The following is a 12,005-nucleotide window of genomic DNA, read 5'->3' on the forward strand; positions in this document are numbered from 1 at the left end:
ATCATGAGCCCGCCTCCTGGCTGTATTTCTCCCAAAGCGGCTTCAGCTCCTGCTGCCAGACGCGATCGTTCAGATCGCCCGCGTGGCGGTAGCGGATGATCCCCTTGCCGTCGATCAGGAAGGTTTCCGGCGCGCCGTACACGCCGAGATCCAGCCCCAGCATGCCGTTGCCGTCAAACAGGCTTAGCCTGTACGGGTTACCGAGATCGCGTAGCCAGGTAATCGCTTTATGGCGATCGTCTTTATAGTTCATGCCGACGACGCGGACACCCTGCGCGGCAAGCCCGTTAAGAAACTTGTGCTCGGCTCGGCAGGTTGGGCACCAGGTCGCCCAGACATTCAGCAGCAGCGGCTTGCCGTCCGCCAACACTTCCCGCCCCCACTCTTTACCCGGCTCATCGAGCGATTCCAGACGAAACACCGGCACAGGCTTACCAATCAGCGCCGACTCCAGATCCGTGGGCGCTTCGCCCTGGGCATTGCGCGCCAGCTGCCAGAGCAGCAGCGAGGCCAGCAGCAGAAACAGCGCCAGCGGAATAAAAAGATAGCGGCGCTTCATGCTGCGGCCTCCGGCTTAACTTTACGGCTGCGATAACGCGGGTCACACAGGCAGCAAAGCCCGCCGAGGGCCATCAGCAGCCCGCCCGCCCAAATCCAGCGCACGAAAGGTTTGTAATACAGGCGTACCGCCCAGCTGCCATCGTCCAGCTCTTCGCCCAGCGCGGCATAAAGGTCACGGGTGAAACCGCCGTCGATGGCCGCCTCGGTCATCATCGCCCGGTTGCTGTTATAGAAACGCTTTTCGGCGTGCAGCGTGGCTTCCGGCTTGCCGTGGCGGGTGACGTCAATCACGCCCACACCGCCGCGGTAGTTAGGGCCGGTGATGTCCCGCACTTCCCGGAACACAAAGTGGTACTGATGAATATCAATGCTGTCGCCGGACTTCATGCGCACATCGCGCTCGACGCTGTAGCTCTGGCTAAAGGCGATGCCAACCACCGTCACCGCCAGGCCCAAATGCGCGGAAACCATCCCCCAGTGGCTGGCAGGAATTTTGCGTAACCCATCCCAGAAGCCGTGGCGATGCGTGGCGCGCTGATAAACCTCCATCAGCGCCAGCACAAAGACCCAGATGGCCATCAGCAGGCCGACCACCGTCATCGCCTCTACGCGATCCTGCATCAGCCACGGTAAAAGCAGCGACAGCATCAGCGTGATAACCACCGCCGCCAGCAGATGCTTGCGCAGCTTGCCCGGCTCGTCGCGCCGCCAGCGAACCAGCGGCCCAATGCCAAGCATCAGCGCAAACGGGGCCATCAACGCAGTAAACATCGTATTGAAGAACGGCTCCCCGATGGAAATGCTGCCGAGGCCAAGCTGCTTATGCACCAGCGGCAGCAGCGTGCCCAGCAGAACCACCAGCATGGCGGCAATCAGCAGGACGTTGTTGCCGAGCAGGAAAGACTCGCGCGACCAGAGATCGTTGCTCACGCGGGAGCGGACTTTGCTGCCTTTGACCGCATACAGCAGCAGCGAACCACCGATAACGACCACCAGGAAAGCCAGAATAAACATGCCGCGCGCCGGATCGGACGCAAAGGAATGCACCGACACCAGCACGCCGGAGCGAACCAGGAACGTCCCCAGCAGGCAAAGCGAGAAGGCGCTTATCGCCAGCAGCACCGTCCAGGCTTTAAAGCTGCCGCGTTTTTCGGTAACGGAAAGCGAGTGGATAAGCGCCGTGCCCGCCAGCCACGGCATAAACGAGGCGTTTTCTACCGGGTCCCAGAACCACCAGCCGCCCCAGCCCAGTTCGTAATAAGCCCACGCCGAACCCAGGACAATCCCCACGGTCAGGAAAGCCCATGCCGCCAGCGTCCACGGGCGAGTCCAGCGCGCCCAGGCGCTGTCCAGCCTGCCGCCCAGCAGCGCCGCAATCGAGAAAGCAAACGCCACAGAAAAACCTACATATCCCATATACAGCAGCGGCGGGTGCAGAATCAGGCCGATGTCCTGTAGCAGCGGGTTTAAATCTCGCCCTTCCAGCGGGTAGTCCGGCAGCGTGCGGATAAAAGGATTGGAGGTGAAAATAATAAACAGCAGGAAGCCGAAGTTAATCATCCCCATGACAGCCAGCACGCGGGCGTGATCTTCTTTAGGCATGCTGCGCCCGGTGAGAGCAACGGCAAACGTCCAGCCGCTCATCATCAGCACCCACAGCATCAATGACCCTTCGTGCGCCCCCCAGGTGGCCGCCACGCGATACCAGACCGGCAGCTCGGTATTCGAGTTGTTGGCGACGTAAAGCACGCTGAAGTCGTTCACCACGAAGGCGTTAACCAGTATCAGGAATGATGCGCAAAGGGTGATAAACAGCGCCCAGCTAAACGGCCGCGCGGAGGCCATCAGCCGCTGGTCACCGCGCGCCACGCCCCAGAGTGGATAAACGCTTAATAGCAAAGACCAGCCGAGCGCCAGGCTTAGCAGAAACCCACCAATTTCCGGCATCATGAGGCGTTATCCTTATACACTTCCGGGGCCTGCTGGTGATTTTGCTCCATCGCCGCTTTCACCTCCGGCGGCGTGTAGTTTTCATCGTGTTTCGCCAGCACTTCTTTAGCGTGGATAAGCGTGGCACCTTCCATCACGCCCTGGGCCACCACGCCCTGCCCCTCGCGGAACAGATCCGGCAGAATGCCCTCGTAGGTCACGTCCACCACGCCACGCGCGTCATACAGCTTGAAGCTGACCTTCAGGCTTTGGCTGTCGCGCTTCACGCTGCCCGGCATCACCATGCCGCCGATCCTCAGGCGCTGCCCGGTTTCCGGCATTAAATGACTTTCGCCTTTGCCGTAGATAATTTCGCCGGGGGTATAAAACAGGTCGATATTGCTGCGCAGGGCGTACAGCACGAGCGTTATTGTCAGCCCAAGACCGGCCAGCACCGCCACGGCCAGATAAAGCCGGTTTTTACGACGCGGATTCACTTAAACTTCCTCCTGGCGCTGACGAGCGACACGAATACGCTGCTCTCTGGCCTGCTGGCGCGCCACCGCCCGCAGAATGGCGCGGTGCTGGTAGCGGGTATGAAAAATCAGCCCAAGCAGCGGCAGAAGCGTAAAAGCCACCGCCAGCCAGACGTAAAAGGCGTAGCCGCCCATGGCGAAAAACTCGCCCCAGTGTGTGAACGCCCACGTCATGATTTTGCTCCTTTGCCGTTAGCAAGCGCTAACACCCACGGACGGCGGCTTTCCTGTAACAGCAGCAGGTTACGAAGGCGCATCAGGGTGAGCGTGATAAACAGCGCGAGGAAGCCGAAGATAGTCCAGCGCAGCGGCGTACGCATGGAAGGGTCGATGGACTGCTGCATATTGGTCGAGCCCTGATGCAGTGTGTTCCACCACTCCACCGAGAAGTGAATAATCGGCAGGTTCACCACGCCGACCAGCACCAGAATCCCGGCGGCACGGCCCGCAAGACGGCGATCGTCAAACGCGCTGTACAGCGCGATGGCCCCCACGTAGAGGAACAGCAGCACCAGTTCGGAGGTCAGCCTCGCGTCCCAAATCCACCATGTGCCCCACATTGGCTTCCCCCAGGCGGAGCCGGTGACCAGGGCGATAAAGGTAAATGCCGCCCCGATGGGGGCCATCGCCATCACCGCCAGATCGGCGGTTTTTATCTGCCACACCAGGCCAATAAAGGCGGCAATCGCCATGCTGGCGTAAATGCCCATCGACCACATCGCCGCCGGGACGTGAAGGTACATGATCCGGTAGCTTTGCCCCTGTTGGTAGTCCGCCGGGGCAATACCAAAGCCCCAGACGCAACCGACCACCAGCAGCACCGCGCTGAGGATAGCCAGCCAGGGCAGCAGGCGGCCACAAAAGTGGTAAAGCCGCTCGGGTTTAGCCAACTGATGTAATGTTTTCCACATAGGTTTTGCTCACAAAACAAAAAATAAAGTTATGCAACGCTTACCCGCAGCGCCGCTGCCGTAGCGAACGGGCTTAGCGTGGCGCTGCCGGCCAGCAGCGCGCCAAGAATTGCCATATAGCCCTCCACCGGCAGATGCATCGAGGCGGCATCCATCGCGGCGGTGGCAAAAATTAAAAGCGGGATAGTCAGCGGCAACACCAGCAGGCTGAGCAGCACCCCGCCCCGCTTCAGACCAACCGTTAACCCCACGCCGGGCGCGCCGAGAAAGCTCAGCGTCGGCGTCCCCAGCAGCAACGTGGTGGCCATCACCTGCCAGCCATAAAAATCCAGCCCGAGCAGCAGGGCCGCCAGCGGTGAAAGCAATAACAACGGCAGCCCGGTCACCACCCAGTGAGCGGTCACTTTCGCCAGTACCACCAGCGGCAAAGGCACCGGCAGCAGCATCAGCTGTTCCAGCGAGCCGTCCTGAAAGTCATCCCGGAACAGCTTGTCCATCGCCATTAAAGAGGCCAGCAGAGCCGCCACCCAGATAACCCCCGGCGCAATGCGCACCAGGAGCTGCGGCTCCGGGCCAATGCCGAGCGGAAACAGGGTTATCACAATCAGGAAGAACCACAGCGGGTTGGCGATTTCAGCCCCGCGACGAAACACGACCTGCAGTTCGCGCCAGAAAATGCGCCTAATCATAAACAGCTTCCTGCAAATGAATCTGCCGTATAGCGCAACTTAGTGGCTGATGGCTGGTGAGAATTACTATCCCGCCAGCTTCGGCGTGCTGCTGCAGGCGCCGGGTCAAGCGCTCAATGCCGGCGGCGTCCAGGGCGGTAAACGGTTCATCCAGAAGCCAAAGCTTTGCCGTGGAAAGCCACAGACGAGCGAGCGCGGCGCGGCGCTGCTGCCCGGCGGAAAGCTGGTTGACGGATAAATCTTCGAAGCCGAGCAGCCCGGTTTGCTCGAGCGCAGCCCACAGCTGTTCTTCGGCTACATCGGCATGAAAAAAGGTGAGATTTTCAAAAGGGGTGAGAACGGATTTGATCCCCGGCTGGTGGCCAATCCACAACAGGTCACCGTGGAAATTATCGCGCTGGCGGCGAAGTGGCTGATTTTGCCAGAAGACTTCGCCCTCATCGGCCTGCGCCAGTCCGGCCAGAATACGTAAAAGCGTGGTTTTCCCCGCGCCGTTTTTGCCCGCCACCTGCACCATTTCTCCCGGCTCAACGCTAAACGACAGCGCGTTGAACAGCGTGCGATCGTCACGCTGGCAGGTCAGTTGTCGGGCTTCTAGCATCAGGAGGCGCTCCTTGTCTCGGGTGACGCTAAGCATATCATATCGCCCTGTTTTCTTCAGGTTACCCCCGACGCCTTCGGCTACTCCATTAGGGTTAATTGGCTTATTCAGATCAAATCTTGGGCGATTATTCCCATTCGTCAAAAACGTGGGATAAAAACCGCTACGCTTAAGTGAACATTTTCCGACCTGGAACCGCCCTGATGGACAAGATCGAGCCCGATGAAATAGCTAAGAACGATGAGCTGGCAGTGGACAGCGATGAGAAATTGAGCGGCAAGAGAATAGAAGTGGACGAGGATCGCCTGCCCTCCGGCGCGATGGCGATTCACGAGCACATTCGCCAGGACGGGCAAAAAGAGCTGGAGCGCGACGGCATGGCGCTGTTCTGGTCTGCCGTGGCGGCGGGTTTGTCGATGGGCGCCTCGCTGCTGGCGAAAGGGATTTTTCACGTTAACCTGGTCGGCGTGCCCGGCAATTTTCTGCTGGAAAATCTTGGCTACACCTTTGGTTTTATCATCGTCATTATGGCGCGCCAGCAGCTGTTTACTGAAAACACCGTCACCGCCGTGCTGCCGGTGATGCAGCACCCGACCACCAGCAATTTGGGGCTGCTGATGCGGCTGTGGGGCATTGTGCTGTTCGGGAATATCGTCGGCACCGCGATGGCGGCGCTGGCCTTTGAATTTATGCCGATATTCGACGAAGCCACTCGCAAAGCCTTCGACGATATCGGCATGAAGGTGATGGCAAACCCGCCCGGTGAGATGTTCGCCAATGCCATTATCTCCGGCTGGATCATCGCCACCATGGTGTGGATGTTCCCTGCCGCGGGTTCGGCAAAAATCTTTGTTATAGTGCTGATGACGTGGCTGGTTGCGCTGGGTGATTTAACCCATATCGTGGTCGGCTCGGTCGAAATTCTTTATCTGGTGTTCAACGGCACGCTGCACTGGAGCGAGTTCTTCTGGCCGTTTGCCCTGCCCACCTTAGCCGGGAATATCTGCGGCGGAACGTTCATCTTCGCGCTGATCAGCCACGCGCAGATCCGCAACGACATGAGCAATAAGAAGAAGGCCCAGGCGAAGCGGAAGCAGGAGGAAATGAGCCGAAACTCAGCGAAGAGCGGAAAATGTGACGGGTAAATTGTTCATCTTCCAGGCAAACGGACCGCCAACCTCTTAACCTGCCTCGAAAAGCGGGTATACTACGCCCGCCGCGTTCCCTTAGTTAAATGGATATAACGAGCCCCTCCTAAGGGCTAGTTGCAGGTTCGATTCCTGCAGGGAACGCCATTTTGATACTCCTCGACGCATACCTCCACAGTCTTCCCTAAAAGATAATCTTGGAGCAATAGTTAGAATACTAAAGGCCCAGCAGTTCCCACCTGTCCATCCAATCAGCAATACGTTTTTTTGAAATGGCATGGTGAGTTGACTCGTCGTTTAGTGGACGACGTCCCCCATGCTTTTCCATAAATAAAGCATGGGCCTTATAAATATCATTTCTAATCCAGAATAACGGCGTCACATAGAAAGAATTTGGCTCTCGCTCAAGATCTATAAATACCCAGAACTCGTTGTCACTTTTGTCAATGGTGCATATGGAACCATAGTTAATTGATGTCTGCCATGTCCCTGATGTTTTCGCTCTAGTTGTCACTTTATATACATTCCCGTTTGGGGAAATGAATTCAATGAATGTTCTATTTCCTTGTTTACTGATGATTGAATTTCTTGCGCCAAGGTTAGTTATTTTTTCTAAAACATTTAACAGCCCTATCGTCGCTGTATTCATACCTATCTCCAATTACATTTAAACGCCCTCAAAAAAAATATACTTTTAAATACCATTCAAAAAAAGAAAAAATTAGAATCAATATAAAAAGAGAGCCTTTACATACAAAGACTCTCATGTGAATAATTGATTAGTAATTACTCCAGTTCTCTTCAAGCCAAGAAGTAACATTTTTATGACTTCTTATTTCACCAGGCAATTTATTTCTAATTAACTTTTCAACCTTCAATCCAGATTCTTTATCTTTAAAGGAATGTTTTTCTGAAAATTTATTTATGAAATAAAGCATTTCATAACCTTCATGTCTATTAAGCAAGACACTATCAGGTTTACCTGTTTTTTTGGGATCGTCATCACCCAATACAGTCCAACTGTAGTTGTATTTCAGATCCGCTTTTGTTAAAAGTCCCATCAGTTCCTCTCTTTTTTATAGCTATAAACAGTGTGTCAATTAAAAAAACAGAAACATCATTTATCTTTTATATCATTAAAAACCAACCCGCACTCACTACTAGAAATAGTAGTTTCCCATATCTTAAATTGTAAAAAAACCATCAATTAACGACCTCATTCACGGACAGAATATAAAAATAGAAAAATCATAACATTACATCAATTATAAAAATAAATAACAGCCTTACATAAAATTATAACCACAGTGACGCATATCACATTGCTCATTGTTCTCAGGTGGTTCTAAAAAATTCAAATAACCATATAAAACAATCGTCATCCAGAGATGAATGAACCCTATAATTTTTTCATATTCATAAAATTAGGCGTGCTGAATTGGCATAAAAGTACAAAGAATATAGAACCTAAAGGCACCTATTAAAGTTATGTTTCATGGAAATGCCCCCCTTCACCAACGCAGTAGACTCTCTTAGAGACCTACTTATTCCATCTACAACACTCGATGGCCAAGGTTAGCTACATAGGAGCACACGTATCAGCAGTTATAACCAGATAAAACCAACTAAAAAATGCAACGAACTTCACTCTTTTCAATTTTCCTCGAAGCATCTCGCAATTAGGTAAACCCACAAAACATGGTTATTGATCCAGTGGTTTGGGTGGGGGATAATTGCTTCACATCCACAAAATTGGATGTTCCAGATTGGCGTCTGGCTTATTTAGAACGATAATACCCCGCCCACAGATAGCTGTGGGGGATCAGCACATTTCCACAATGGTGAGCTGATCGTGGAGTCCTTCGGGACGCCGGGTTCGTTCTTCACCGGTACGCCAATCTGCGATCAGTTCACCACCATTGGGTTGGCGTCTTTTGGTGGTGAGTAAAAATCCTCATTGAAGAACGGAAATATCATGGAAAATTACACCTCCCAAACAACCGTTACCGCAGTTAACTCCCTTAGCGATCTGCTTGTTTCGCCTTCCACATTAGACGACCACGCCTCTATGCAGGCAATCTGGTGGCTGCGCAAACACATTGATGGTTTGCTGTTTGGTTTAGAGTTTGTCGGTAACAGAGTGTTTGACCTGAGCGAAACTGAAGAGCATCCACTCACTCAGGAAGATGCCTTCAATGTCGGGCTGTTTGTTGAGAACACGGCTCAGGTGACTCAGGTACTGACCCAGTATCTATTCGAGATCTACCTTAACAAATCGCTGGTAGCAGAAGAGAAGCACTAATGTCTTTCGGCGGGTGAATCACCCGCCTCTCTAGTGCAACCTAAGCGATTTTTGGTGCTTTTTAACCACACCTAACCTTGCGACAGGTTACCTGGCACTGTTCAAGCGGTTAAGGATATAATCCCGTCAATGATTCCTCAGCCGTCGAAAAGAACATGACAAAACTTACGTTACAAGAGCAGATGCTCAAAGCAGGCCTGGTCAGCAGCAAAAAAGTGGCCAAAGTGCAGCGCACCGCAAAAAAATCTCGCGTGCAGGCTCGTGAAGCGCGGGAAGCCGTGGAAGCTAACAAACAGGCTCAGGTTGAGCGCGATAAAGAACTCAGCGAACAGCAAAAGCAGGCCACTTTAGCCAAAGAATATAAAGCGCAGATCAAGCAGTTGATCGAAATGAACCGCATTGTTATTTCTAAGGGCGATATCGGCTATAACTTCACGGACAATAACTTAATTAAAAAAGTGTACGTCGATAAAGTGACCCAGACTCAGTTGATCAAAGGCCGCCTGGCCATTGCCCGCCTGATTTCAGATAAAAACCCTGAAGGTGAATACGCCATTATTCCCGCAGTCGTTGCCGATAAAATTAAACAGCGCGATGCCAGTTTTATTGTGCTGAGCAGCGACCTGGCGCCAGAAGACAAAGACGAAGACGATCCGTATGCGGACTTCGTGGTGCCTGATGATTTGATGTGGTAACGATTCATTGCGTTAAGGCGGCCAGATATTACTGAGCCGCCTGAGTTCTGGCATCGGTTCGCCCATTTTTATTAGAATCAGAAATATTCTGTTTCGTGGCTAGTCATCCATAACTGTGTTGCACCGTGATAATCATCTTTAACGGAGGATATCATCGAGCATTTGTCTGCATTACCATCATCGGTATAAGTACAGCTTTGCTTCACCCTGACGGTGAAGTACTGACTTTTTGATACTAGCTCCGAGTCCATGAATTGCGCGCTTCCTGATGGATAAAAAAAACGATCGTCTCTTGGTTCATTGTAATCTCTTATACGCTCAGGGAATTGGCTATTGCGATACTCATATAGCGTTGCAACTTTGCCCGTATCTTTGTCCACCATTTTTTCAAGCAGACCGTGCACATTATAAGTGAGAGTATATTTTCCCTGATCATTCTCAAGCTCAGTTATTTCGCAGCGCTTATTAACCTTTCCAGTAATACTCTGACCTTCAAAAGAGCTTAGTACTCCATCTTTATTGACTACATGGAAAATTCGACCATTGACCATATCAACCATATTGATATTAGTGAAACACCCGCTGCGATCGTACTTAACCTCCGTCATCACCAGAAGTTTTCCTTGCTCATCTCTAATCGACTGAACACTATGCTTTACGTGACCGGTAGTTGGATTATGATCAAACAAAAGAGCAGCATTTAAAACAGCCGGTTTGAATTGAGTCAATGCATCGACATTAAATGACACTGCCAAAACTGATAAGATAAATAACGTTCTTGCCTTCATTGGTCATTCCTTTTTTAGTAGTATTGCCCCCTGGGTGACAGGGTTATTATTTAATTTCCGAAAAGCTACTGTGCGCGAAGCAGTAATTTAAAAAAGTTATAAACCTATCATTGCTGTATAAACGATTGTGCCTATACAGTGACCTTATTCTTTACGTCTAATCATGAATATGAATAAACCACTTAATCTGCGGCCAGAGTCACATCAGCAGACCAGGCTGAGTTGCAGCATCCGTGAGAAGAGAATGCTGCTGTCAGATATGAAATGCTGGAAATGACGCTAAACTACCGCACCACCTTCACATCGCTATAGATAAACCGCTTCGCCTCACCCTTCTCCTGATAACCAAAGCGAATAAACATGCGCAGGTCTTCAAAATAGGCATAGTCACCGCTGGCTTCTTTGCCGTCGCCGAGATCCTGTTTACAGATTAACTCCAGGTAGCGGCCAGGGAAATTAGGATGAATATCGGCAGCATTTTGCCATTCTTTACCGGCCACGCAGGTCTGGCTTAGCGTTTGCTCTGTATCAGGCTTATCCTGGTTGTAAACCTGGCTGCGTGAGGAATAAGTTTTGCCCGGTTTCACCGGGAGCATGAAATTGCTCTCCAGATTTTTGCTAACCCACGGTGCTTCGGACATGGCTTCCCACTTTTTCACATCCACCATGTTAAACAAGCGCTGATACTGGGAATAGAAATCGGCATTGCCGAGGCTAATCTTCGTCACGGTGAGCGTCGTGCCGTCCGGCTGAGCATCGACTTTTGCCCTAAGCGTAAGGCCGTCTCCTTCCTGGCTTACCTGAGTAAAACTTATCGAGCGAAAAGCCGGTTTTTGCTGCGGATCGGTAAAGATTTTATCAATAGCATTTGTCACCTGCGCCGGAAGGGCAAACCGCTGCAATGCCGCCGGGGTGTTATTGTCTAAATCCGGCTTAGCGGGCGTGGTATCGGCCGCCTCTTTGTCACGACGGACAAGCGCGCCCGTGCCTTTGTAGCTCGACAGATTGCTGACGCCACAAAGTGTTTTTGCAACGCTTGCCGTTTCCGGCGAGAGGACTTTATTTTCCCCAGCTGAGGTGTCCGTTGCCATTCCCTGGTTATCCAGCGAGAAAGTACGGGTTGCGATGCCCTCCGCTTTTACGCAGTTGAAGACCACATCCTCGATTTTTACCGAGTAAGGCGCACCGTATTTTTCTTCGTGATAGATTTTGTCGAAGTCTGTCGCCAGCCGGGCTTTCAGTATTGCCCCTTCACGCTGGCTGTTAGAGACATCAACAAACCGCTTTTCACCGTTCTGACTCGCGGAAGGGACACCGGCCCACTTCGCTTCCGGCACATTCTGCTTACAGAGATCCAGCCCTGGCGTGGTCATAAACGGACTGTCCGCATCCGGCTCGAATGCCGTCCCCGGCGTATAGCGGTTGATGGAGTTGACCGCGTAGACGCGCAAACTTTTATTCGCCTGCGCATTAATAAACAGCAGCGTTTTATCATCGGTCCGGCAGTCGGTGTATATCCAGACTTCGCTGCTCAGCCCTGCCATAGTCGTCACGCGATAAGCCGTATTGATCCCAGGCCCTAAGCGTACGGTCGTACCGGGCACTACTTCGATGCTTTTAACAGGCGCTGGTTCGGGCAAGTTTATGGCGAGAGCTGGTGCGGTGAGCGTAAGTCCCAAAATTAGCGAAGCAGTCCATTTCATGGCAAGTCGTTATTCATCATTATCCGAAAGTAGACCCAGAATAGCGCAAAGATCCTCAACAAGATAATGCCAGAAATGAGGGGGTTAGCCGGAAACTGCCTCGCGAAACCTGCTCTACTCACATTTTAATCCATTGATTTTA

General features: G+C 52.1%; 14 protein-coding genes and 1 tRNA gene. 4 read left to right on the top strand and 11 right to left on the bottom strand.

Annotated features, from left to right (window positions below; translation table 11 throughout):
• Nucleotide 1: 1 nt before the first annotated feature.
• From WFN87_RS17210 to ccmA, 7 genes are read right to left on the bottom strand one after another with little or no spacing between them, the layout of a single operon-like run.
• Nucleotides 2-559 carry a DsbE family thiol:disulfide interchange protein gene (locus WFN87_RS17210; RefSeq protein ID WP_166872115.1) on the bottom strand — a complete coding sequence of 186 codons (558 nt, stop codon included), beginning with the start codon at nt 557-559 and terminating at the stop codon, nt 2-4.
• Complete coding sequence (locus WFN87_RS17215; protein ID WP_336983425.1) at nt 556-2,511, bottom strand: heme lyase CcmF/NrfE family subunit; 1,956 nt, start codon at nt 2,509-2,511, stop codon at nt 556-558. The genes WFN87_RS17210 and WFN87_RS17215 overlap by 4 nt, the downstream gene beginning before the upstream one ends.
• Nucleotides 2,508-2,987, bottom strand: coding sequence for a cytochrome c maturation protein CcmE (gene ccmE, locus WFN87_RS17220; protein WP_008459665.1), 480 nt, complete (start codon nt 2,985-2,987; stop codon nt 2,508-2,510). Before ccmE ends, WFN87_RS17215 begins: the two co-directional genes overlap by 4 nt.
• Nucleotides 2,988-3,200 (bottom strand): heme exporter protein CcmD, encoded by a 213-nt coding sequence (ccmD, locus tag WFN87_RS17225; RefSeq protein ID WP_008459664.1) that lies wholly within the window; start codon nt 3,198-3,200, stop codon nt 2,988-2,990.
• Nucleotides 3,197-3,937, bottom strand: coding sequence for a heme ABC transporter permease (locus tag WFN87_RS17230; protein ID WP_008459663.1), 741 nt, complete (start codon nt 3,935-3,937; stop codon nt 3,197-3,199). The genes ccmD and WFN87_RS17230 overlap by 4 nt, the downstream gene beginning before the upstream one ends.
• 29 nt (nt 3,938-3,966) lie before the next feature.
• A complete protein-coding gene (gene ccmB, locus WFN87_RS17235; protein ID WP_336983426.1) occupies nt 3,967-4,626 on the bottom strand; it encodes a heme exporter protein CcmB in 660 nt (219 codons plus the stop codon).
• The gene (gene ccmA, locus WFN87_RS17240; protein ID WP_336819278.1) at nt 4,619-5,227 is read right to left on the bottom strand and encodes a cytochrome c biogenesis heme-transporting ATPase CcmA; all 609 of its coding nucleotides are present in this window, start codon (nt 5,225-5,227) and stop codon (nt 4,619-4,621) included. Before ccmA ends, ccmB begins: the two co-directional genes overlap by 8 nt.
• Nucleotides 5,228-5,430: 203 nt before the next feature.
• Here ccmA and WFN87_RS17245 point away from each other — a divergent pair, with 203 nt between their 5' ends.
• Together WFN87_RS17245 and WFN87_RS17250 are read left to right on the top strand one after the other, a co-directional pair.
• Complete coding sequence (locus WFN87_RS17245; RefSeq protein ID WP_336983427.1) at nt 5,431-6,372, top strand: formate/nitrite transporter family protein; 942 nt, start codon at nt 5,431-5,433, stop codon at nt 6,370-6,372.
• A gap of 75 nt (nt 6,373-6,447) precedes the next feature.
• Nucleotides 6,448-6,522: transfer RNA gene (locus WFN87_RS17250), tRNA-Arg, on the top strand.
• A gap of 70 nt (nt 6,523-6,592) precedes the next feature.
• Here WFN87_RS17250 and WFN87_RS17255 read toward each other — a convergent pair.
• Together WFN87_RS17255 and WFN87_RS17260 are read right to left on the bottom strand one after the other, a co-directional pair.
• Nucleotides 6,593-7,024 (bottom strand): hypothetical protein, encoded by a 432-nt coding sequence (locus WFN87_RS17255; protein WP_166990831.1) that lies wholly within the window; start codon nt 7,022-7,024, stop codon nt 6,593-6,595.
• A gap of 130 nt (nt 7,025-7,154) precedes the next feature.
• Nucleotides 7,155-7,436, bottom strand: coding sequence for a hypothetical protein (locus WFN87_RS17260; protein ID WP_336989464.1), 282 nt, complete (start codon nt 7,434-7,436; stop codon nt 7,155-7,157).
• Nucleotides 7,437-8,350: 914 nt separating this feature from the next.
• Between WFN87_RS17260 and WFN87_RS17265 the strand changes: the two genes are divergently transcribed.
• A complete protein-coding gene (locus WFN87_RS17265; protein WP_336983429.1) occupies nt 8,351-8,677 on the top strand; it encodes a hypothetical protein in 327 nt (108 codons plus the stop codon).
• A 155-nt stretch (nt 8,678-8,832) separates the two neighbouring features.
• The gene (locus WFN87_RS17270) at nt 8,833-9,372 is read left to right on the top strand and encodes a DUF2058 domain-containing protein (protein WP_336983430.1); all 540 of its coding nucleotides are present in this window, start codon (nt 8,833-8,835) and stop codon (nt 9,370-9,372) included.
• A 77-nt stretch (nt 9,373-9,449) separates the two neighbouring features.
• Here the strand turns inward: WFN87_RS17270 and WFN87_RS17275 are convergent, their stop codons facing one another.
• Nucleotides 9,450-10,160: a YnfC family lipoprotein gene (locus WFN87_RS17275; protein ID WP_336983431.1), complete on the bottom strand. Its 711-nt coding sequence runs from the start codon at nt 10,158-10,160 to the stop codon at nt 9,450-9,452.
• Nucleotides 10,161-10,444: 284 nt separating this feature from the next.
• The gene (locus WFN87_RS17280) at nt 10,445-11,713 is read right to left on the bottom strand and encodes a hypothetical protein (RefSeq protein ID WP_336983432.1); all 1,269 of its coding nucleotides are present in this window, start codon (nt 11,711-11,713) and stop codon (nt 10,445-10,447) included.
• Between the last annotated feature and the right edge of the window lie 292 nt (nt 11,714-12,005).

This window comes from Cedecea sp. AS113, from assembly GCF_037152415.1.
GTDB lineage: Bacteria > Pseudomonadota > Gammaproteobacteria > Enterobacterales > Enterobacteriaceae > Cedecea.